At 41.6% G+C, this 23211-nt stretch carries 18 protein-coding genes; 2 read left to right on the top strand and 16 right to left on the bottom strand.

The features are described from left to right. Positions 1 to 3: 3 nt before the first annotated feature. From G4417_RS00540 to G4417_RS00515, 6 genes are all read right to left on the bottom strand, one after another. Positions 4 to 903 (bottom strand): ABC transporter permease, encoded by a 900-nt coding sequence (locus tag G4417_RS00540; protein WP_173682259.1) that lies wholly within the window; start codon positions 901 to 903, stop codon positions 4 to 6. Positions 904 to 916: 13 nt separating this feature from the next. Continuing rightward, positions 917 to 1837: an ABC transporter permease gene (locus G4417_RS00535; RefSeq protein WP_055060088.1), complete on the bottom strand. Its 921-nt coding sequence runs from the start codon at positions 1835 to 1837 to the stop codon at positions 917 to 919. Positions 1838 to 2050: 213 nt separating this feature from the next. Then, positions 2051 to 3661 carry a glutathione ABC transporter substrate-binding protein gene (locus tag G4417_RS00530; RefSeq protein ID WP_020993649.1) on the bottom strand — a complete coding sequence of 537 codons (1611 nt, stop codon included), beginning with the start codon at positions 3659 to 3661 and terminating at the stop codon, positions 2051 to 2053. Positions 3662 to 4052: 391 nt separating this feature from the next. Continuing rightward, positions 4053 to 4913, bottom strand: a complete 861-nt coding sequence (locus G4417_RS00525) for a mechanosensitive ion channel family protein (RefSeq protein ID WP_118574488.1) — start codon at positions 4911 to 4913, stop codon at positions 4053 to 4055. Between the two features lie 305 nt (positions 4914 to 5218). Next, a complete protein-coding gene (locus G4417_RS00520; RefSeq protein WP_173682258.1) occupies positions 5219 to 5512 on the bottom strand; it encodes a DUF1294 domain-containing protein in 294 nt (97 codons plus the stop codon). Positions 5513 to 5540: 28 nt separating this feature from the next. Then, the gene (locus G4417_RS00515; protein ID WP_025578847.1) at positions 5541 to 5774 is read right to left on the bottom strand and encodes an HPr family phosphocarrier protein; all 234 of its coding nucleotides are present in this window, start codon (positions 5772 to 5774) and stop codon (positions 5541 to 5543) included. Between the two features lie 163 nt (positions 5775 to 5937). Between G4417_RS00515 and G4417_RS00510 the strand changes: the two genes are divergently transcribed. Next, complete coding sequence (locus tag G4417_RS00510) at positions 5938 to 6831, top strand: LysR family transcriptional regulator (RefSeq protein WP_173682257.1); 894 nt, start codon at positions 5938 to 5940, stop codon at positions 6829 to 6831. 87 nt (positions 6832 to 6918) lie between these two features. Here the strand turns inward: G4417_RS00510 and G4417_RS00505 are convergent, their stop codons facing one another. From G4417_RS00505 to G4417_RS00465, 9 genes are all read right to left on the bottom strand, one after another. Continuing rightward, positions 6919 to 9078, bottom strand: coding sequence for a Tex family protein (locus G4417_RS00505; RefSeq protein WP_118566664.1), 2160 nt, complete (start codon positions 9076 to 9078; stop codon positions 6919 to 6921). Positions 9079 to 9393: 315 nt separating this feature from the next. Further along, the gene (locus G4417_RS00500; RefSeq protein WP_173682256.1) at positions 9394 to 10674 is read right to left on the bottom strand and encodes a M28 family metallopeptidase; all 1281 of its coding nucleotides are present in this window, start codon (positions 10672 to 10674) and stop codon (positions 9394 to 9396) included. Positions 10675 to 10823: 149 nt separating this feature from the next. After that, on the bottom strand, positions 10824 to 11846 hold the full coding sequence (locus tag G4417_RS00495; RefSeq protein WP_173682255.1) for a DUF975 family protein: 1023 nt from the start codon (positions 11844 to 11846) through the stop codon (positions 10824 to 10826). Positions 11847 to 11860: 14 nt separating this feature from the next. After that, entirely contained in the window at positions 11861 to 13069 is a 1209-nt protein-coding gene (locus tag G4417_RS00490; RefSeq protein ID WP_173682254.1) for an aspartate kinase, read from the bottom strand. Between the two features lie 163 nt (positions 13070 to 13232). Beyond that, positions 13233 to 14447 (bottom strand): homoserine dehydrogenase, encoded by a 1215-nt coding sequence (locus tag G4417_RS00485; protein ID WP_025578840.1) that lies wholly within the window; start codon positions 14445 to 14447, stop codon positions 13233 to 13235. A 6-nt stretch (positions 14448 to 14453) separates the two neighbouring features. Continuing rightward, the gene (locus tag G4417_RS00480) at positions 14454 to 14909 is read right to left on the bottom strand and encodes an ACT domain-containing protein (protein WP_022380012.1); all 456 of its coding nucleotides are present in this window, start codon (positions 14907 to 14909) and stop codon (positions 14454 to 14456) included. 155 nt (positions 14910 to 15064) lie between these two features. Continuing rightward, positions 15065 to 16175 (bottom strand): peptide chain release factor 2 gene (gene prfB / locus G4417_RS00475; protein ID WP_096788358.1). Its coding sequence is split into 2 segments (ribosomal slippage): positions 15065 to 16099 and positions 16101 to 16175, totalling 1110 coding nucleotides; the frame shifts between segments, so codons are not numbered across the junction. 219 nt (positions 16176 to 16394) lie between these two features. Next, complete coding sequence (gene dapF, locus G4417_RS00470; protein ID WP_330598052.1) at positions 16395 to 17243, bottom strand: diaminopimelate epimerase; 849 nt, start codon at positions 17241 to 17243, stop codon at positions 16395 to 16397. A gap of 393 nt (positions 17244 to 17636) precedes the next feature. After that, positions 17637 to 20309 (bottom strand): YfhO family protein, encoded by a 2673-nt coding sequence (locus G4417_RS00465; protein WP_274597606.1) that lies wholly within the window; start codon positions 20307 to 20309, stop codon positions 17637 to 17639. Positions 20310 to 20621: 312 nt separating this feature from the next. On the opposite strand from G4417_RS00465, the gene G4417_RS00460 reads away from it, so the two are divergent. After that, positions 20622 to 21482 (top strand): helix-turn-helix domain-containing protein, encoded by an 861-nt coding sequence (locus tag G4417_RS00460; protein ID WP_118609956.1) that lies wholly within the window; start codon positions 20622 to 20624, stop codon positions 21480 to 21482. A gap of 132 nt (positions 21483 to 21614) precedes the next feature. Here G4417_RS00460 and G4417_RS00455 read toward each other — a convergent pair whose 3' ends face one another. Further along, complete coding sequence (locus G4417_RS00455; protein WP_173682251.1) at positions 21615 to 23078, bottom strand: sodium-dependent transporter; 1464 nt, start codon at positions 23076 to 23078, stop codon at positions 21615 to 21617. Positions 23079 to 23211: the final 133 nt, after the last annotated feature.

Below are 23211 nucleotides of genomic sequence, written 5' to 3'. Positions count from 1 at the left end.
CTCCTAGTTCATCTTTGGATCCAGGGTATCTCTGAGACCGTCGCCCAGCAGGTTGAATGCCAGAACTGTAAGGAAGATCAGAATACCAGGGAACAGTACCATATGAGGAGCTGTATTCAGATAGTTACGTCCTGTGGAAAGCATGGAACCCCAGTCAGGCTCTGTAACGTTTGCACCGAATCCCAGGAAGCTTAAGGATGATGCAGCAAGGATCGCAGTACCTACACGCATGGTAAAGTTAACGATCATAGACTGGATCGTACCAGGGAAAATATGTACAAACAGGATTCTTGTGTTTGAACATCCCAGGGAACGGGCAACCTCTACATAAGGAGCCTGCTTTACGGAAATCGTCGCGCTTCGTATGATTCGTGCGAAGGACGGCACTGTAAATACCGCAACTGCGATCATAACGTTTACCATACCCTGTCCGATGATGGCAACGACTGCGATAGCCAGCAGGATATCAGGAAAAGCGAAAAGTACGTCACAGCATCTCATAATCAGGGAATCGATAATTCCGCCGTAGAAACCTGCGATCAGTCCGAGAACAACACCGATAGCCGTACCGATGATCGTCGCTGTCAGCGCGCATGTAAGAGAAAGTCTGGTACCAACCATCAGACGGGAGAAAACATCCTGTCCGTATTCATTGGTTCCCCAGATATGGGCTACGCTTGGCCCCTGCATCATAGCTGTGTAATCCGGTGCCTGCGGATCATACGGAACTACATACGGTCCGATGATTGCCATTAAGATAATAAAAACTATAAATGCCAGAGAAATCACTGCTGTTTTTCTCTTCATGAATTTCTTGACAAATTCTTTGAACTTGCTCTGTGCCTTAGGGAGTTCTTCGGCAGCAGCAAGGTTAATATTTGATGTTGTGTTCTTATCTGCCATCTTCTCTCCTCCTCTACTCATAACGTACTCTTGGGTTAATCACGCCATAAAGAACATCTACGATCAGGTTGATCAGGATATATTCTGTAGCAAAGAACAGCAGTAATGCCTGAACAACTTTGTAATCTCTCATCTGGATGGAGTCTACCAGAAGACGTCCAAGTCCGGGAATGGAGAATACTGTCTCTGCCATAACAGATCCGGAAAGAAGACCACCGATCTGAAGTCCGGCTACTGTTACGATCTCGATCAGAGAGTTCTTAAATGCATGGCGCATAACAACCAGTGATTCAGAAAGACCTTTGGCGCGTGCGGTACGCACATAGTCCTCACGCATGGTCTCAAGCATGGAAGATCTGGAAAATCTGGCAAGTACGGCCATGATTCCTGCTCCCATTGTAAGTGATGGAAGAATATAGCTCTTCCATGTTTCCAGTCCACTGGTTGGAAGCCATCCCAGGCTTACTGAGAAAAGCTGGATTAATTCCAGACCTAACCAGAAACTTGGAACAGATATACCTGCGATTGCTATGATCATACCTACATAATCAAGAATTCTGCCATGAAATACGGCAGCGATGATACCGATTGCAATACCGATGATCGCAGCCCATATCATGGATGAGAATGTCAGCATGATAGTTGGTTTCAGTCTTGGTGCGATTGTCTCTACTACGGTTTTACCGTTTTTGATAGAGCTTCCCAGATCTCCTGTAAAAAGACCTTTCATATATTTGCCATACTGTACAAGTAGTGGCTCATCCAGTCCCAGCTGTTCACGTACAACTGCCACATCTTCCTTTGTTGCATCCTGACCGGCTACCAGTCTTGCCGGATCACCGGGAATCATATGGATAAACATAAATACTACGAATGAGATAACCAGAAGCAGCGGGATCGTGCTTATCAAACGTTTACCTAAATAACGTCCCATATTTTTCCTCCTTATCATTTTCTTACCTGTTGTGTATATTTGATGCTTTATAGTCGGAGAACTGCCATAGTGAATCTTATGGCAGTTCTCCGGTTTGAACATCCTTGTCCTGTATTCACACTGCTGTATCGGCAGTATTTTTATGGAATTGCTGCAATTTCAGATCAGGCAGCCAGATTTATGTTCTTCGCAGCCTGTTCTCAAACAAATTACTTACTGTGCTAAAGTTGCATTTGCGAAGTTAAATGCTCCGTCCGGAGATACATATACGCCAGACAGATAAGATTTTGTAGAATAGATGATCTGGTCATTGCCAAGGAATAACCACGGGCATGCTTCCCATGCGATCTTCTGAGCATCGCTATAGTATTTAGCCTGTTCTTCTTCGTTAGCTGTTGCAAGACCTTCATCCATATCTTTATCAAAATCAGCATCGTTGAAATATGCTGTGTTTGCACTTGTAGGAGGGCACATTGTGCTGTAAAGCAGGGAACGTAAAGAACCATCCATTGTGAAGTCAGATGCAGACCAGTTTACATACCACATATTGATCTCAGCATCTTCTTTGTCAACATAAATCTTGTCACTTACAGTTGCAGGCTCCATTGGCTGAACGTCAACTTCGATACCGATCTGAGCAAGCTGCTGGGAAATAAATGTCATACCTTTGATTTCCTGTGTTGTGTTATCGCCCCACAGAGTAAGTTTGAATCCGTCTTCGTATCCGGCTTCTTTCATAAGTTCTTTTGCTTTGTCTACATCATATGTGTAAGCTTCCTGCTCTTCATATCCGCCGATGATAGATGGAACTACAGATGTAGCTGGTTTTCCGTATCCGGAATACATTAACTGGATGTATGCATCTTTGTCGATTGCATAGTTCATAGCCTGACGTACTTTTACATCAGAAAGCTGTTCCAGATCCATGTTCAGAGTTACATATCTCATGATATTGGAGTCTGTTGTAAGGATATTTACATCGTCTGTTCCTTTGATTGCTTCGATCTGGTCAGATGGTGTAGGATAGATGAAGTCTGCTTCACCTGTCTGAAGCATAGCTGTACGTGCACCTGCTTCCGGAACCTCTTTGATTGTTACAGTGTCAACGCCCGGTTTGTCTCCCCAATAATCATCATTGCGCTTAAAGCTTGTGTGGTCTCCCTCTTCCCATTCTGTACATACATATGGGCCGGTTCCGCATGGATGGTTCATGATATCATTGCCATACTCTTCAAGAGCTGCAGGGCTGATGATACAGAACTGTGTCAGACGGTTGATAAATGGTGCCCATGCCTGTGTCAGTTTGATAACCAGTGTGTAATCATCCGGTGTTTCAATGCTGTCTACACGAGGTGTTTCAGATCCGTCTTCGTTAGTTACGATAAATGTTCTTCTCTGACGAAGGTTGTTGTCTTTGTTAACTACACGATCGTAGTTTGCTTTAACTGCTGCTGCATTGAAGTCTGTTCCGTCCTGGAATTTAACGCCCTGACGAAGTTTGAAAGTATAAGTAAGAGAGTCATCGGAAACTTCCCATGATTCAGCAAGTTTGCCTGTTAATTCCTGGTTCTCATCAAAAGAAACCAGTGTCTCGTATACACCACGTGTAGCAGAGATTGCGTTTGTATCCGGAATGTTTGCCGGGTCCATGGAGCTTACGCTTCCTTCGATTGCGATCACCAGATCATTGTCGGATGATTTGGAATCTTCATTTGTGGCTTTGAGAATATAGCCGTCATCATCTGCTGCAAATGCTGTAGCAGACATGGAAACTGTCATTACTCCTGCAAGAGCTGCTGCCATAACTTTTTTGTACATTTTCATAGTTTTCTCTCCTTTTCTTTTTGTACATTGTTACTTAGTTACAATCACGAAGTTAATTTTGGGTACAAAAAAAGTGTTTTTATATTTTTGCGTCTTTGCAATGTATAAAAATCGTGCAGCAATCCATTTACTTACATGCGCCTTTGCATCTTCATAAAAACACTTTGTTGTTTAACTTGACTCCAGTATAGCAATCTGTTGTCGCATTGTCAATTATTTTATCGTATTTTATATTATTTTGGTGGTATTATACCAATATTCGACAATGAAATTGGTATAAATCACTATGAATTAAAGATTATTTATTCTTGTTTGGTATTATTTGGCTATAATCTGTACAAACAATAAGTCCTCTAAAACTTATAGTTGGTTCAGAGGACTTATGTTGTTATCATATCTGTTTCTTCACATGAACCTGCAGCTGATTGTACGGGATTTCAATTCCGTTTGCATCAAACGCTTCTTTGATCAGTTCATTAAGCCGCCACCTGGCAGGCCAGTATTTCTCCGTAGCCACCCACACACGCAGGCCCATGACCACTGCGCTCTCTCCAAGCTCATCTACAAACACCACCATTCCCTGGTCGTCTTTCGTATCTTCATCATTATGAAGGATTTCTTCCAGGATTGCTTTTGCTTTCTTAATGTCTGAATCATAAGAAATTCCTACTTTGATCTCCAGCTTACGAAGATCTCTGGCAGTTACATTTGTAATAATGCTGCCGGACAGCGTTCCATTTGGGATTACAATGTGTTTGTTATCTATGGAAATCAGAGTTGTATAACAGATTTCTATTTTGTATACAGTTCCTTCGCACCCATTCTGCTGTGCGATAATGATATAATCCCCCACCTGAAATGGTTTGAAGATCAGAAGCATGATCCCGCCTGCGATATTTGCAAGGCCGCCCTGCAATGCAAGACCTACCGTTACACCGGCAGTACCAAGCAGTGCTGCAATAGAGGATTCCTTTACACCAAAATGAGTGGCAATGCTAAATACCAGCAAAATGTAAAGTACAATTCTCAACAGCGACCCTGTAAACTGGACCACACCTTTGTCTACAGACGCACGCTCCATAGACTTCTTTATGAAAGAAACAAACCACTGGATCACTTTGCGCCCGCCCACAAATACCAGCAATGCCATTACTACTTTCAATCCCAGTTTCGTCAAAGCCGGAAGATAGTCTGAAAAATACTGCTTATAACTGTAATATAAACTTTTTGCCTCCTGAATTTCCTGTTCCAATATTTTTCACCTGCTCTCTTATATTTTGTCATGTATTATTTTTCTGCCCTGCTTTCACTTAAAAGGCAGCTTTTCATATAATATCAGGGTTAAAAGATGTCTTTCCCCTGACTTGATATCTACGAATTACTCCGCTGCTTTGCAGATCCCGCAATTCTCATATAAGAGTAGCATAACATACCTCATTCTCTGTAACAATCAATTTTATTCGGGCAAAAAAGAAAGCGGACAATATATCCGCTTTACTGACACAGGATTTCACGCTCTGATGAGCTAAAATCAATATGCATTATTTATAAGGATTGCTATAAGCGCAGAATAATCCCCTCATTTCCCGAAAACAAAAAATAAATAATTAGTTGAATAATCAGTATCGCCGGAACTCCTGTCTTAAATTTCGGCTTTCTTGTTTTATGATGAAATACCTTCATACCGGTCAGAGCTCCCACCGACCCTCCGATCACTGCCAGAAATATCAGCTGCGCTTCCGGTATGCGCCACTGTCCGGCTTTTGCCCTGCTTTTATCCAAGCCATAGATAAAAAATGTGACTACATTAATGATAATCACATAAATATATAGAAGATTTGTAGATGTCATCTGCACCTGTGAATTCCTTTCTTTAATCTTAACATGCCAGACCTGCGATCACTGATTCAAAATCTTCATCATAGCCATCATATTTAAGTTCCAGAGGTTCTTCCACGCCAAGACTTAATACTCCGAGAATAGATTTGGCATCAATAAAAATTTTTCCTTTAAATACAATATCAATATCAAATGGACATCTGACTGCCGCACTGACCAGTTTCTTTGCTGCCTCCACGTCATTGATCTTAATTGTCTTATTCGCTGTTGTCATATTCGGTAACCTCCCTTTTCTTTTGGTCTCCGTCCTATTGTCAGGACTTTTATATTGATTTTTTGACCCAGTCGTATTATACTGATTCACACATTGATATACAAACGTTATTTTTCTATATCAGATATTCTATTTTTATATAGCATAAGGAGCCGACTGTATCATGATTCTTGATTATTATCGTATTTTTTACTATGTTGCCCAGTATAAGAGTTTTTCCAAAGCAGCCGACGTTATGGGAAACAATCAGCCTAACATTACCCGGTGTATGAATATTCTGGAGAATGAGCTGGGATGTAAGCTTTTTATCCGTTCCAATCGCGGAGTACAGCTGACCATTGAAGGAGAAAGACTTTTTGAACATGTATCAATTGCAATAGAACAGCTTGTATCAGGAGAAAATGAACTTCTCAAAGATAAAGGCCTGGAAAGCGGACTTGTAAATATTGGCGCCAGTGAAATCGCACTGCGTTTATTCCTGCTGAACGAACTGGAAATCTTTCATCACCGTTATCCACATGTAAAGCTGAGGATTTCTAATCATTCCACACCACAGGCAGTTCAGGCACTGGAAAACGGTCTGGTAGACTTTGCAGTAGTTACCACACCTGTCGCTCTGAAAAAACCACTTCAGAGAATTCCCCTCTATTCTTTCCGCGAGATCCTTATAGGCGGAGAGGAATATGCGGAAACAGCTTCCAACAAACACTGTCTTCAGGATCTGCAGGATATCCCTCTGATCGGGATTGCTCCCGGAAGCAGTACAAGAGAATTATATACACAGTATTTTATGCGCCATAACCTTCCCTTCTCACCTGATATGGAAGTGGCAACTACTGACCAGATCTTTCCTATGGTGCAGCACAACCTGGGAATCGGATTCTTCCCTGAAGAGCTTGCTGCTGAACATATTGCTCAGGGGAAAATCGTCCAGATTCCCATTGAAGAGCCTCTTCCTGAACGAAAGATCTGTCTGATCCGCAATGTAAAAAGGCCACAGAGCATTGCAGCACGCAGCCTTGAAGAACACCTCACATCACACCGGGAAACAGAATAACTGTTACTGCAGACAGCAGTACCCCCAAAAACAGGGATCACTCCTGCAGATATCCGGTCTGCAGTGGTAATCCCTGTTTTATTGATGTTATTTATTTAATCCTTTCATGGATAAGCTGATACGTTTTTTCTTCATATCAACTCCGATTACTCTTACATCTACGATATCTCCTACACTCACCGCTTCCAGAGGATGTTTGATAAATCTCTCTGTCATCTCGGAAATGTGCACCAGACCGTCCTGATGTACACCGATATCTACAAATGCACCGAAATCAATAACATTACGGACAGTTCCCTTCAGCACCATTCCTTCTTTCAGATCTTTCATTTCAAGAACGTCTGAACGAAGGATCGGTTTCGGCATGTCATCACGAGGATCTCTTGCCGGTTTCTCCAGTTCCTTTACAATATCACGAAGTGTGATCTCACCGATTCCCAGTTCTGCTGCCATCTTCTTATAGTCTTTTACCTGCAGGGAAAGTCCAAGGAGATTTCCTGCCACAACATCATTTGGCTTATATCCAAGTTTTGAAAGAAGTGCAGATGCTGCTTCATAGCTCTCAGGATGTACACTTGTTGCATCCAGAGGATTCTTTCCACCTGAAATACGCATGAAACCTGCACACTGTTCAAATGCCTTCGGTCCTAATTTCGCTACTTTGAGAAGTTCTTTTCTGTCTGTGAACTGACCGTTCTCTTCTCTGTAAGCTACGATATTTTTGGCAATTGCTTTGCTGATACCGGAAATATACTCAAGCAGAGATGCAGATGCTGTATTTAAATCTACACCAACTTTATTTACACTGTCTTCTACAACGCCGCTTAATGCTTCATCCAGTTTCTTCTGGTTCATATCATGCTGATACTGACCCACACCGATAGATTTCGGATCGATCTTAACCAGTTCTGCAAGCGGATCCTGTACACGTCTTGCAATGGAAGCCGCACTTCTCTGTCCTACATCAAAGTTCGGGAATTCCTCTGTAGCCAGTTTGCTTGCAGAATACACAGATGCTCCTGCCTCATTTGTGATAACATACTGCACCTTTTTTTCCGGGATTTCTTTGAGCATATCTACGATCACCTGCTCGGATTCACGACATGCTGTACCGTTTCCTACTGAAATAAGGGATACACCGTATTTTTCGATCATACCTTCCACTGTATCCTTGGCAGCACGAATCTTTTTCTCAGTAGTCGGAGCCGTGGGATAAACAACTGTTGTATCCAGAACTTTACCTGTTGCATCTACAACTGCCAGCTTACAGCCTGTACGGAACGCAGGGTCCCATCCAAGTACGACTTTGCCTGCGATTGGAGGCTGCATCAGAAGCTGTTCCAGATTCTTGCCGAATACATGGATCGCGCCGTCTTCTGCCTTATCAGTAAGGTCACTGCGGATTTCTCGCTCGATAGCCGGTCCGATCAGACGTTTGTAACTGTCTTCTACAACTGCTTTCAGAATCGGAGTTGTATTCGGGTTGTCTTTTTTGATCACTCTCTTATTCAAATAACGAAGGATGTCTTCCTCTGGTGCATTTACTTTAACAGTGATAAATTTCTCTTTCTCACCACGGTTTAACGCAAGAATACGGTGTCCTGCCAGTTTCCTGACCGGCTCCTCGAATTCATAATACATCTCATATACAGACTGAGTTTCCGCATTCTTTGCTGTGGAAGAAATACTTCCGTTCTTTGTTGTCAGGTTACGGATGTAGATACGATAGTCCGCTTCATCGGAAATACGCTCTGCAATAATATCTTTAGCTCCGTTCAATGCTTCTGCAACATTCTTAACACCCTTTTCTTCGGAGACATATGCCTTGGCTTCCTCTTCTACCGGCTTGTCTGTCATCTGCAGAAGAATGATATCTGCCAGTGGTTCCAGCCCTTTCTCTTTGGCAATTGTCGCACGGGTACGGCGTTTCGGGCGATATGGTCTGTATAAGTCCTCTACTACAACCAGTGTCTGGGCATCCAGAATCTGTTTCTTCAGTTCCTCAGTCAACTTGCCCTGGTCTTCGATGCTCTTTAATACCTGATTCTTCTTATCTTCCAGATTTCTCAGATACGTCAGTCTCTCAAAGAGTGCACGAAGCTGCTCATCATTAAGGGAACCTGTTGCTTCTTTTCTGTATCGGGAAATGAATGGGATGGTGTTGCCTTCGTCAATTAATTTGACTGCGGCTTCTACCTGCCATTTCTCCACCTTCAATTCCTGTGTGATTACCTGAATAATATCCATTATTTGTTTCTCTCCTCTTGTTGCTTGTCAGAATTCAGATTGATTTTTTATCATCAAAAACGCTCTTGTGATAGGGTATCAATCTGGCAGTGATTTGTCAAGTGCGGGATTTTGGCATGCATATGTCAAAATCCCACAGGAGTTACTGTTCACTCCGTTCTCAGCAACACGCTTCGCGATGCACAGAATTTATGCTAATCGCATAAATTCGCGCAGTATGTCTCGGGTTTTCTGTGACCTTCGCTCACAAAAAACACCTCGCGGGATATTACCAGTGAACAGTAACCCGCCGGATAACAGCGTATAAAAAGTAAATTACCCAAAATATTCATTAAGCTGTGCAATAAATTCCTCCGGCACTTTCCGTTCAAACGGAAAGCTTTCAATATTTCCCAATCTGTCTGCAATATAGCCGAGCAGAACTGCACTTCTCTCCAGTGACCAGTCTGACAGCAGTGCAATGGTGTCGTGACGGGTATGCATGCCAAACCCATCCCTGTTCAGAGTCATGGCAGGAATGCCTTTCCATGCAAAAGTATTAGAATCACTTCCCCATATCTGGTTCTTCGTTGACATTCCGATACCGATTTCATGAGCCATATATGTGAGTATACTGCAGACAGACGCATCACCGGTGACCCCTGCTACAGTTCCGCCTACAAGCTGTCCGGCAAGATCTACATTCATGTTAAAACGATGTGCCAAAAGTTCATTTTCATGAATTTTGATATAATTCTGACTTCCCAGAAGACCTTTCTCTTCTGCGCCAAACCATATGAATTCCATTGTTCTGCGTGGTCTGTGTGCATGGAAATATCTGCACAGTTCCATAATGATCGCTGCTCCGGACATATTATCATACGCCCCCGGTCCCTCCGGAACAGAATCATAATGTGCAGTCAGAGTCAGGATTTCCTCTGCCTTATCTGTCCCCTCGATACGTGCCACTATATTACGGGATGTACGTGTTACTATCTCCTGCTCTACAGATAAACATACCTGAGATGCACCTTTCGTCACCAGTTCGATGGCATCTTTGTAATGAATGCTTACACCAGGAATTCTGTTATCATAATTCTGAGCCTCTTTTCCTGTCGCCTTTTTCTCTTCTCCCGGCAGATTCTTTGGCAGAGCGTATGCACGTGGAACCAGATCCACGCCTTCATCTAACGGAGAACCTGCAATACTGATGAATCCCACAGCACCGGCTTTCACCAGCTTCCGGTACATATCTTTTCTCACTGGATCATTTACCATAACAATCTTTCCGCTGACATGTGCAAGGCTGATATCATCACCGTTCTCTGCATACGCAAATGGTGCTTCCAGCCCGTCCTCTGCTGTGTTTCCGCATCTTCCATATCCGGTTACTGTGTATTCTTTTGTGTATGGCTCTGTTACTTTCAGCTTTGCTTTTTTTATCTGAAAGGTATCAAAAGAAAATTCTTCCAGATGACTCTCCACGCCAAAACTGTCCAGAGTTTTCTGAATCCTTTCTGCTGCTTTTTCTTCTCCTGCAGTTCCTGCCTCTCTGATATAGTCAAAATCTTCCAGAAATTCCAACTGACGTTTTCCACTGATCTCATTTGTATTCATAATCGTAAAAACCCTTTCTCTTTTCTTGAATTGCTATAAAAAAGACCTTTTTCTTCTGATAATATGATGTCAGGGCCAAAAGGTATTTTAACCCTGATATCATAATGCTTATCATAGCAAAAAGGTCTTCAATTTAATAAACTGTATTTTTATTTCAGACTGTCAAAATATTCATCCCATGGTTTCGGTTCGTTGTCTTCTTCCTCTTCTTTTGGTGATGAATCATTCTGCTCTTTTTTATCATCCATATCTGTCTGAACATTCTGTATTTCTGTGCTGTCCGTAATATTCTGTTCATCTTCGTTTTCATAAGAAACCGATTCTTCCGGCACATGCCAAAACTGCTGCGGATGCGTCTGATCTTCCTGTGGCTGTTCACTCTGTGAATAGCTGTCAAACATAGGATTCACATAGTCTCGTGCCACACGTTCTTCTTCCTCTTTCTGCACTTTAAGCTCCCCTGTCAGATCACGATAGAACATTACTTCTGTCATAGCCATATATGGAAATATCCACAAGAGTGCAATATAGAACGTAAAAACAGAAAGAAACATCAATGGGATAAAGCTTATCTTCAGCATCAGATATCTTCCGAAGTTTCCATGCATCATCTCCAGACTCTCTTTCATAGCCTCTGTACTTTTCAATTCCGGCTTATCTGCCAAAATATAATAAGTCATCTCCAGAGGAATGACCAGAATCTGATAAACAATCATTCCTACAATCATCAGAACAACACCTGTATACAGCCAGGTGATCAGCACCTCCACAGAAGCATCTTCACCCGGAAGATTCGCATTACTGTAAATCGTATAGGGCAGCATGGTAAGCAGATTCAGTACTGCCATGAAAAATCCGGCAACGATCACTCTGTCCGGATGATGTCTGTAAAAATAAAACAGATCATTTAATGAATATGCTTTCCCTCTGGCAATATTCAGATACATATAATTCATACCTGCCGCTACCACATTGATCAGCAGAGTCAGAATAAATGTAAATGCATACGACAACACAATATCAATTGTTTCCTCTCCCGGAAATAAAGCCGAGGATATCATGCTGCTGATCAGAGCCAGTGCCTGAACTGCAACAAATGCCAGGATCAGTATCCCATATTTTCCTGACATGGCCTGCTTCGCATAGTTTTTTAATTCACGTCTCGATGTCATGTAATTCTCCTAAATCAGTCTGCCAGACCAAAGGCATCATGTACTGCATTCATTGCGCGCACGCCGTCCTTTTCATTGATCAGAACTGTCACACGAATCTCGGATGTAGAAATCATATTGATGTTTACGCCCTCATTATAGAGGCTCTCAAACATCTTTGCAGCTACTCCGGGATTACTCATCATTCCTGCACCTACGATGGAAAGCTTCGCAATATTTCTCTCAGAATGAAGCTCTGCAAATCCAAGTCTTGCCTGATTTGCATCCAGAACTGCAACTGCATCATCCAGATCATTTCCATCGACTGTGAAAGAAATATCCTTTCTGCCCGCACGTCCGATAGACTGCAGGATCACATCTACATTAATATTCTTCTTCGCAAGGGTATCAAATAATTTAAAAGCCACACCCGGCTCATCCTTTAATCCGATTACCGCAATTCTCACTGCATCTGTATCCAGCGCAACACCGCTGATCAACATTCTCTCCACTGTAACTTCCTCCTTTACCACAGTTCCTTCACTGTTGTTTAAACTTGAACGTACCACAAGCGGCACGCCATATTTCTTCGCCATCTCCACAGAACGGTTGTGAAGCACACCTGCCCCGAGAGTCGCAAGGTCAAGCATTTCATCGTAAGTGATCTCTTTGAGCTTTCTTGCTTTCGGAACCTTACGCGGATCTGCTGTGTAAACACCATCTACATCTGTATAAATTTCACAGGCATCTGCATGAAGAGCAGCCGCAAGAGCAACCGCTGTTGTGTCAGAACCGCCTCTTCCAAGAGTCGTATAATCATCATACTTGTCAACTCCCTGGAAGCCGGTAACTATTACAATCTTTCTGCTGTCCAGCTCTCTTCTGATACGCTCTGTATCAATTCTTTTTAAACGTGCATTTCCATGACTGCTTGTCGTATGCATGGAAACCTGAAAAGCATTCAGGGAAACCGCAGGAACTCCCAGTTTATCCATCGCCATTGCCATCAGTGCAACAGACATCTGTTCTCCGATGGTAAAGAGCATATCCATCTCTCTTTTCGGCGGTTTCTCATTGACATCCTTCGCCATGGTGATCAGTTCATCCGTATATTTCCCCATTGCGGACAGAACGACAACCACGTCATTTCCTTTTCTGTACTCTTCTATACAGCGGCTGGCAACATTAAAGATACGTTCTTTATTTGCAACCGATGTACCGCCAAATTTCTTGACAATCAACATTGTTTTACTTCCTCCATAATAAGTTTACAGGAAAGAGAAGATTCTCATATCTTCCCTTTCCTGTTCTGTTTACAGTAATCACTGTACAAATATTTATCTGAAGTATTGTATCAGTGTCCACCTTATCAGGCACACTATATGATACACGAAATCTGTCAGTTTATCAATCTTTAACTCGAATCTTTGCAAGTACCTGATCTCCGATCTGAGCCAGTTTCTCTTCAAATGCTCCCTGTGTCATTTCATCAGTGATAAATGCACATTCCTGTGGAAGCTGTCCCAGGCTGATGATCTCAACATCACCAAATACCTTCTTCGCTTCTTCTGCTGCTTCTTTTTTGATTCTCACAAAAAATCTTCCTGTCACTTCATCCAGTGGTTTCAGTACTGCCGGAGTGCTGTTCCAGTTTGTCACAATGTTAACATGGAGATGTTTTGCGGCATCCACAATATCACCAACTACAGCACTTGCTGTAGGCAGTTTACCTGCACCGCTTCCATAGAACATGGCATCTCCAAGCATATTTCCATGTACAAATACTGCATTAAACACATCATTTACACTGTAAAGAGGACTGTTCTGACCGAGCATAAACGGTGCTACCATTGCATAACAGGTTCCGTCTGCCAGTCTGCGGCTGGTTCCAAGAAGTTTGATAGTTCTGCCAAGTTTCGCAGCATACTCCATATCCTCAGGTGTGATCTTTGTAATTCCCTCTGTATAAATATCTTCAAAATCAAAATATCTCTCATAAGCAAGAGAGGAAAGGATTGCGATCTTACGACATGCATCATATCCTTCCACGTCAGCGGTAGGATCTGCCTCTGCATAACCCTTCTGCTGTGCTTCCTTTAATACAGTGTCAAATTCACAGCCTTCTGTGCTCATCTTATAAAGCATGTAGTTGGTAGTTCCGTTCAGGATACCTGTCACTTCGTCAATCTCATCTCCTGTAAGGGAAGAATTGATGACACGAATGATCGGGATTCCGCCGCCACAGCTTGCTTCAAATAAGAAGTTAATGCTCTTTTCCTTTGCAATATCCATCAGCTCGCGGCCATGCTTTGCAACCAGAGCCTTATTGGAAGTGCAGACATTTTTTCCTGCCAGAAGTGCCTTCTTTACAAAAGTATAAGCAGGCTCCACACCGCCCATAACCTCTACTACAATATCTACTTCCGGATCACTGACGATCTGTTCATAATCATGGACCAGAACCTTCTCTACCGGCTGTCCCGGAAAATCACGAAGATCCAGAACATATTTTACATGAAGTTCCTGTCCGGCACGTCTGGAAATGCTCTCTTTATTTTCATTTAATACTTCAAATACACCGCTTCCAACTGTGCCATATCCTAAAATTGCTACATTGATCATTTTCTTTTACTCCCTGCCTAATATTTTCAGATAATGAATTCCTTCATTCTGTTCAATCGTCTCTACCATTGCTTCTGCATCCCCCTCGCCCGGAAGAATGTCCACACTCAGAGTAAGTGTGGCAACCCCATTGATAGGAATACTCTGATGAATGGTGAGAATATTTCCATGAAACCGTGCAATCGTCTGCAGGACAACCGACAAAAGCCCAGGTTCATCATCCATCTGGATAATAAAGGTGATCGTCTTTCCCCTTGTCTCTTCATGAAATGGAAAAATATCATCTTTGTATTTGTAGAAAGAACTTCTGCTGATTCCTGTGCGCTCTGCTGCATCCTGTACAGTGTCCACTTTGCCAGAGTCCAGAAGCTTCTTTGCCTCCACAACCTTCAGCAGGACTTCCGGAACCGCACGTTCCCTCACTACAAAATATTTCTTTTTCTCTGTTACTGGTTTCTGCATATCAATTTACCTGTCCGTTCTTTAAAGACATTTGTTTTTACACACTGGATATATTATCACACCACACCAAAATACGCAAGAAATATATTCTACTAAATCATTATGGCTCAACACGAAAAAGGCTGTCCTGATTTCAGACAGCCTTTTTTATTCTTTTATTTCTTCAGTGCGATCCATTTCAGATATGCATTGATGAAAATATCAATTCCCCCGTCAAGTACTGCATCCACATTTCCGGTCTCCTCGTTCGTACGATGATCCTTTACCATGGTATATGGCTGCATAACATAAGAACGGATCTGATTTCCCCATCCGATATCTGTCACCTCACCGCGGATACCGGAGAGTTTTTCCTCTGCCTCCTGCTGTTTGAGAAGATACAGCTTGGCTTTCAGCATCTGCATGGCTTTATCTTTATTCATGTGCTGAGAACGTTCATTCTGACACTGTACCACGATTCCGGTAGGATAATGTGTGATACGGATGGCAGATGATGTCTTGTTGATATGCTGACCGCCGGCACCACTGCTTCGATAAGTGTCAATACGGATCTCATCGTCATTGATCTCCACATCCAGATCCTTCTTGATATCCGGCATAACATCACAGGATACAAAAGATGTCTGTCGCTTACCTGCTGCATTGAAAGGAGAAATACGCACCAGACGGTGAACTCCCTTCTCTGATTTCAGATAACCGTAAGCATTTGTTCCGTTTACCTGGAAAGTAACAGATTTGATACCTGCCTCATCGCCGTCCAGATAATCCAGCACTTCCAGGGTAAATCCTTTCTTATCTGCCCAGCGGCTGTACATACGGTAAAGCATACCGCACCAGTCACAGGCCTCTGTTCCGCCTGCACCTGCATTCAGCTTAATGATTGCATTCTCACTGTCATATTCTCCGGAGAGAAGTGTCTTGATACGGATATTGTCAAAATCCTTCTGAAACTCATCCAGCATTTCCTGAATCTCAGGAATCAGTGCAGGATCGTTCTCCTCATATCCCATCTCGATCATGGTCTCCATATCTTCCATCTGTGTAACCAGATTCTGATAGGTCTCCATGTCATCTTTCATGTCTTTTAATTCTTTCATTTTCTTCTGGGAAACTTCTGCATCATCCCAGAAATCAGGCGCTTCCATTTCGCGCTCTAATTCTTCGACCTTCTGCTCTTTGTTAGCCAGGTCAAAGTGAATCCCTCACTTCCACTAATGGTTCTGTATAAGTCGCAAGAATACTCTTGAACTGGTCTAATTCAACCACAGCTTCACCCACTTTCTTATTATAAATATTCTCTGTCGGACTCCCTGTGGATAACCGACTGAATTGCTATAAATTAATTCGTTTAAGATAATAACATATCTTTAATCAAATTACAAACAAAGAATTACCCACAGCGTGAAATGATTATTTATCGTAACAATCATTTCACACTGTGGGTAATCATACTTTACATTAAATTACGCATAAAGTCTGTGTAATTTATGAGAAGAAGCTCTCTGCAACACTTATATCTGCAATATATCCCACTGTTCCTGTCATATAGATAGTTCCGTCCTCTTCCATATCGATCTGTATCATTCCGCCAGGCTGATTTACATTAATACGGGATTCTACCAGCCCCAGCTTATAGGCTGCCGCTGCCGCCGCACAGCTTCCTGTTCCGGAAGCCTTTGTATATCCGGAGCCTCTTTCCCAGATTTCAATCTCCAGATTTCCCTTGTCGACCTGACGGCAGATCTGCAGGTTCATTCTCTCCGGAAATTCATCTGCATTTTCCACATAAGGTCCCAGATTCTTTACAGCTTCTGCACTTACATTGTCTGTAAAAATAATGCAGTGTGGATTACCAACTGTCAGGCAGGTAGCCTTGTATTCTTTTCCATGGAATACGAAATTCTCCTTAATTACTTCACGAACTTCACCGGAAACAGGGATATCGCTGGAGATAAAAGATGGTTTTCCCATGTTTACTTTAAATTCCGTTGCCCGGCTGTTCAGGCATTCCACATGAATCGTGCCCGACATAGTGTCAATGTCAAATTTTTTCTCAGTAATATATCCATTATCCATCAGATATTTGGCAAAAATACGCACGCCGTTTCCACTGATGGCAGATTCACTTCCGTCTGCATTAAAAATACGCACACCCAATTTCCCATCAATTTCTACCGGTCCATAGAGCACACCGTCAGCGCCAAGCCCAAATCCTCTCTGGCAGAGAAGTGCAATCTTCTTTCCCTGAAGCTGTACCTGATTTTTCTTCGGATCAAGAATCAGATAATCGTTTCCAAGTCCCTGATATTTACTCATAATAATTGTATTTGCCATAACCATATCTCTCCTTCTGATTTATAATCCCGGATACTTCCCGCTTTTGTATCTGCACCGATAATCAATTGTCGGGCAATCTTCCCAACTCACTTTGCCACTTGTCTGATTAAATTTTGTGTCAGGCGATTTTCTTATATCACATCCTGACTTTACATTCATTATATTCTATCATTTTTACCATGTATATAGAGTAAAATGCTTGAAATATTGCAAAAAATGCTCTACAAGTGTTACAAAAAAAGGCCATTATATCAGTTCTCTGATATAACAGCCTTACAGCAACATCACTCCTCTCTGTTCAGTTTTCTATTTCTTTACCCTATTTCGAAATAGTTACAAAGTTTTTACAATTGCTTTGTGTTTTTATGATACTATTATTCTTGAATAATGTCAATATTTTTGTAGCATATTTCTTTTTTTACCGTGAAAATCTGATTTTTTCCACAAAAGCAGCAGAAGAAAAAATCCCATCCACATCAGACACAATCCTTCCGGCAGTCCTGGAGTTGTATAATCCAACTCTATCCGATGTGATCCTTTAGAGATCTTGGACCCAAGAAACATTCTGTTGGCTTTATTTGTCTCCTGTTTTACTCCATCTACATAAAGTTTCCACCCTGGACTGTACGGGATTGTAAATACAAGTTCTCTTTCCTTTGAAAAATTAACTGTACAGCAGATATGGTCTCCATCTACAGTCAGATCCTCCGGTGCCTCTGTCCTCCGTTCTTCTGTTAATTCCGAAAGACCATCCATTTTCTGCGCAAAAATCCGGATGCTATCTGTTTTATATTTTCCCGGAGTCGCAAATACAAGTTTCACTTCATTCATTGGCTTCTCATTATATAAAAGATTCATTCCGTAATTGGTTCTTCCACTCCCGAAATTATCCTTTATTGATAATACCCGAAGCGACTGCGTATACATTTCTCCATCATGTGGATAAACAATCTTTACATCTGCATTTACATTGTCTTTTTTTTCAAATACAGTACGGAAAGTTTTATTCTTACCCTTATAGGAAAGCCCGTCAAAAGTCACATATGTCTCAGAATTTGTCTCTCCTTTAAAAGTCAGGACACAGCTTGCATCCTTTTTTTCTGCGCAGATCAGGCCATTTTTCCATGTCATGTCCTTCATATCATGAACACTATAGGGAATCTCTTTTACATGAAGACTCAAATTTGTCTTTTCCATTCCTTCTGCATCTTCCCTTTTCAGAACAACTCCCTGCATAAGGGCTTCCTGCCTCTGGACAGGATTCATTTTCATGTATGAAGATACCGGAATATAACTGTCATACGTATAAGCAAAAGGCAGCGAATCCGGATCCGTGTAAAGAATGCGATCCTTTTGTCCTGTTTCCTCACTTTTCTTTACCACTCCATAGGGCACAATTCCCTCTTTTGCAAGAAAATACTTTACCGAGAACAGTTTTGACAGCCAGGTTCTGCTGTTTAAGCTATAGAAAATCTGATCCATGGAACTGTTCATATATACTTCATTAAAGAATGTGCCAGTTCCCTCAGGTGCAATCGAAAATCTGAATTTTCCCGCATTTATTTCATTCAGCATAGAAGTGTTGCAGAGTGTATTTATATTACGCTGGTCTACACGGACCAGGGAACTGTTTGGTAATTCCTTAATCGTATCTTCTATTTCACTGTGGCATTTTCCATATGCCCGTCCCCTGTTAACATAAGCAGAAATGATTGTTTTATTTTTATGTCCACGTCCTGATCCATTATAATAAAACCAGATATTTGTTCCCACGCTCAGAACAATAAAAAATGTGAAAAATATTGCCTGTCTCTTTTTATTATTTGCCAGAAACCTATATCCTGTCAGAAATGCAGCAATCATGCATAACAGAAGAATTCCTGCTACTCCGTTATTTTTCCCTTTGAAATGAGGATAAAAAATCAAAAACGCAGAATACAGGGACACGATAGCAGCCAGAATTATCTTCTTTTTTGTTGTAAGCCCGAAAAATTCCTGAAACATCTTCACAAAAATATAAGAAAACAACATTGAACATGCCCATGTCCATCGATTTGTTGTATATGAAAATCCATTCATAATTCTGCCAGCCAAAGGAATACATACCATTGCAGTTACCAGTGCTGTTCCAAGTTTCAGGCTCAGATATTTTCCTTTCTGCATAAACAGAACTATGATTGCCAGTACACATACCCCTGCAACTCCAATGTAAGAAAACCTGGTCTTATTACTTGCTCCTGAAAAAGCAGCCAACAAAGTGACATAAAAACGCCTGCTGTACAGAATCGGCATATATCTCTGAACATTCATCCGTGAATTTCCCATCATTGTCTTAATAATCGGAAGCAACACCGGTGACGATATCATCAATGCGATCATTGTATAGATTCCGATTTTCCCTGCCATTCCTGCAAATTCTCTCAGAATAAACCTGCTATGCTTTGTAAAATAACGAAAGACCACATAGATTACCGTAAATACTGCCAGCATATAAAAAAAATAGAAATTACTCACTGCCGAAAGAACGATTGTCCATATATACAGATATGGCTTCTTCCTGTCATATATCCTGTCTATCCCCAACATGATCAGAGGAAGATAAATGACCGGGTTCATAAAATAGGGATGATCCAGTCCCGTCACGATCATCCACTGAGAATATACATAAATCAGACTTCCAAGAAAAACTGGCAGTTTTTTGTTCTTATTATAAAAACAATACATGGAGAATGTAATACCCGCCAGATAATATCTCAGAAAACACAGAAATGCATAAAGATATTCCGTGTATCTGGAAGGAACAAGCACAGCCAGCAGATTCAGCGGGTCTCCGATCACATAATAATGTAATGTTGTAAGAATATCTGCTCCGTTTCCTATATGCAGATTCCACTGTGGTATATTCAGTCTGTGCGCAAACACCAGATCTCTTATAATCTGTCTCAGATAATTTCCCCAATATTCAAGTGCAATGTAATGCTGTTGCATACCATCACCTTTATGAATAAATGATTTTCCATTTTTCATAAAAATGAATAGTATAATGCAGAAAATCCCGCACATCGAAAGGGAATATATCCCGTAATAACAACATTTTTCTTTTTGTTTATCTTTTTCCACTTCCAATATTATTCCTCCTGCTGCTGAATTTTTATCTTTCTGCAGAACTATAATATTCTTATAACTGTTCAGTATCTTCGCAGTCAGTAAATCACATAGCTTCACAAAAAGCTTATATATTTTAACAGATTCTTGTTCTTTGTCTGTAAAATCGACTTATTATATTTCATGATAGATATCTTTTGACCCCGGCACCATTAAATGATAGTATAAATACAATACCAAATAATCACATTATCCAAAGGCGGTTCGACAATGCTTTTATCAGAACAATTTTATCAGACAGAGAAAACCGGATACCTGAATGAACAGTTCCGGATTTTCCACATCAAAGACCAGACCAGTAAAGAATTCACCTATCACTATCATGATTTTCATAAAGTAGTTATTTTCATCTCCGGCAAGGCTGCATATCATATAGAAGGAAAAGCTTATCAACTGAAACCATGGGACATTCTTCTGGTAAACCGCCATGCCATCCACCGCCCGGAGATTGATCCTTCTGTTCCGTATGAGCGTTTCATTCTCTGGATCCAGAACGATATTCCCTGGCAGGAACTGCTGAAATGCTTCCAGAAAGCAAATGACCGAAGCTATAATCTGGTACGTCTGAACTCTGCTCTTCAGGAAAAGATGAAAGACATCCTGTTTGAACTGGAAAATTCAGCAAAATCCGATGAATATGGAAGGGAAATCCTGACACAGTCACTTTTTCTTCAGTTTATGGTTTATCTGAACCGTATCTTTCTGGAAAAGCAGTACATTTTTGATAAAAAATCCTACACCTTTGACTCGCAGATTGCCAACATTCTTCAGTATATTAACCATAACCTGAAGGAAGACCTTTCTGTGGAAGCTCTTTCTGCAAAATATTATGTAAGCAAGTATCACCTGATGCGGAAGTTCAAACAAGAAACCGGCTATACCATTCATAATTATATTGTAAATAAACGCCTTCTTATGGCACGTACTCTAATCTCAAATGGAATGCCTGTGACAAAAGCAGCACAGGAAAGTGGGTTCGCAGAATACAGCACTTTTTCCCGGGCATACCGTAAACAGTTCAAAACCACCCCCAGCGAAGAACTGCCTCATTATAGCAATCCTCTAAAATAATATATCCACTACTTTTACACAACAATTCCATAACACAAAAAAGATGTAACCATGTCTGAAAGAATTTTTCTTCTCAGACATAATTACATCTTTTATTGTTCTCAGGTCATGCAGATATTCACACTCTGCTTATTATTTCACTTTCTTCTTCGCTGTCGCACAGTAGAATACGAATCCCAGCAGTACCAGTGCCACGATCATCCATCCGGCCAGTGCTACTGTTCCCAGACCTGCAAATTTATCATAGTAACCTTTCAGATAGATCACAATGATAATCGCCGGAATTCCATAGGCAACATAATTTTTCAGACATTTCGGGAATTTCATGCCTGTACCGGCATTCACCTCTGCAATGAAATTGTCCCATCCCCATCCGTTCTTTCTGGTACAAAACAGAAGGTAACCAAGACTTCCAAGAGGAAGAAGGTTATTAGAAACAATAAAGTCTTCCAGATCCATGATGTTACTTCCATCGCCGAATGGCTGGAATCCGGAAAGTACATTGAATCCAAGCACACATGGAATGCTTAAGATCACAACAAGAACTGCGCAGACAACAACACTCTTTTTACGGTTCCAGCCAAACAGTTCCATATTAAACACAATCAGGTTCTCAAATACAGCAATGATCGTTGAAACCGCAGCAAATGTCAGAAACAGGAAGAACAGACTTCCCCACAAAGCCCCTCCGCTCATCTTTGCAAAAATATTGGGCAGAGTGATAAAGATAAGGCTTGGACCTGCATCCGGCTGGATTCCATAGGAGAAGCATGCCGGAATAATGATAAATCCTGCTGTCAGCGCAACAAAAGTATCGAGTACGGTGATGCTTACCGCCTCTCCGGTAAGGCTTCTGGATTTGTCCAGATAACTTCCGAAGATCAGCATGGCACCAATACCAATGGATAATGTAAAGAATGACTGACTCAATGCCGCAAATACTACATTACCAACTCCTGCTTCCTTAATCTTCTGAAAATCAGGAACCAGATAGAAGCGGATTCCTTCTCCCGCGCCCTCCATCATTACTGAATGAACTGCAAGGATCACCATAATGATAAGCAGTGCACTCATCATTACTTTGGAGATTTTTTCAATACCATTCTGCAGTCCCATGAAACAGACTGCAAATCCGATCAGACAGATGATCACCATCCATAACATCATCGTCGGTGCATTTCCCAGCATATCGGAAAAAGACTGTGTTACTGCTTCCGGAGTCGCTCCGACGAAATCTCCCCGCAGACTCTTCACACAATAGTAGATCATCCATCCTCCTACTGTTGTGTAAAACATCATCAGCATATAACATCCAATAATACCAATAATTTTCAATGGCTTCCAGCAGCTTCCTGCAGGTGCCAGTTTGTCAAAACATTTCGCAACACTTGTATGGCTTCCCCGTCCTACCGCAAATTCTGCTACCAGAACCGGAATACCGAGAATAACCAGAAAACATAAGTAGATCAGGATAAAGGCCGCGCCTCCATATGCCCCGCAGATATACGGAAACTTCCACACATTTCCAATACCGATGGCACATCCTGCTGACACCAGGATAAAACCAAGGCGTGAGCCGAAAGACTCTCTTTTCATACTGTTTTTCCCCCTTTATGGAATTGTTATGTGACTGTTCATCAATCATAATCACATAGCTGTGGATGTACTGAACAGTTCAGACAGATATTCACAATCTGCCAATTCAACGCGCTAACGTGTTTTTGCGCAC

This window comes from Blautia wexlerae, assembly GCF_013300825.1.
Classification (GTDB): Bacteria; Bacillota; Clostridia; order Lachnospirales; family Lachnospiraceae; genus Blautia_A; species Blautia_A wexlerae_B.
The sequence above is the reverse complement of the archived record's forward strand: the minus strand, read 5'-3'. Positions and strand labels throughout refer to the sequence as shown.

Excerpts from the sequence above, each read along its gene's own strand:
- G4417_RS00540 (WP_173682259.1), bottom strand. The coding sequence starts at position 903 with ATGGCAGATAAGAACACAACATCAAATATTAACCTTGCTGCTGCCGAA.
- G4417_RS00535 (WP_055060088.1), bottom strand. The coding sequence starts at position 1,837 with ATGGGACGTTATTTAGGTAAACGTTTGATAAGCACGATCCCGCTGCTT.
- G4417_RS00530 (WP_020993649.1), bottom strand. The coding sequence starts at position 3,661 with ATGAAAATGTACAAAAAAGTTATGGCAGCAGCTCTTGCAGGAGTAATG.
- G4417_RS00520 (WP_173682258.1), bottom strand. The coding sequence starts at position 5,512 with ATGACATCTACAAATCTTCTATATATTTATGTGATTATCATTAATGTA.
- G4417_RS00515 (WP_025578847.1), bottom strand. The coding sequence starts at position 5,774 with ATGACAACAGCGAATAAGACAATTAAGATCAATGACGTGGAGGCAGCA.
- G4417_RS00510 (WP_173682257.1), top strand. The coding sequence starts at position 5,938 with ATGATTCTTGATTATTATCGTATTTTTTACTATGTTGCCCAGTATAAG.
- G4417_RS00505 (WP_118566664.1), bottom strand. The coding sequence starts at position 9,078 with ATGGATATTATTCAGGTAATCACACAGGAATTGAAGGTGGAGAAATGG.
- G4417_RS00500 (WP_173682256.1), bottom strand. The coding sequence starts at position 10,674 with ATGAATACAAATGAGATCAGTGGAAAACGTCAGTTGGAATTTCTGGAA.
- G4417_RS00495 (WP_173682255.1), bottom strand. The coding sequence starts at position 11,846 with ATGACATCGAGACGTGAATTAAAAAACTATGCGAAGCAGGCCATGTCA.
- G4417_RS00490 (WP_173682254.1), bottom strand. The coding sequence starts at position 13,069 with ATGTTGATTGTCAAGAAATTTGGCGGTACATCGGTTGCAAATAAAGAA.
- G4417_RS00485 (WP_025578840.1), bottom strand. The coding sequence starts at position 14,447 with ATGATCAATGTAGCAATTTTAGGATATGGCACAGTTGGAAGCGGTGTA.
- G4417_RS00480 (WP_022380012.1), bottom strand. The coding sequence starts at position 14,909 with ATGCAGAAACCAGTAACAGAGAAAAAGAAATATTTTGTAGTGAGGGAA.
- dapF (WP_330598052.1), bottom strand. The coding sequence starts at position 17,243 with ATGGCAAATACAATTATTATGAGTAAATATCAGGGACTTGGAAACGAT.
- G4417_RS00465 (WP_274597606.1), bottom strand. The coding sequence starts at position 20,309 with ATGTGCGGGATTTTCTGCATTATACTATTCATTTTTATGAAAAATGGA.
- G4417_RS00460 (WP_118609956.1), top strand. The coding sequence starts at position 20,622 with ATGCTTTTATCAGAACAATTTTATCAGACAGAGAAAACCGGATACCTG.
- G4417_RS00455 (WP_173682251.1), bottom strand. The coding sequence starts at position 23,078 with ATGAAAAGAGAGTCTTTCGGCTCACGCCTTGGTTTTATCCTGGTGTCA.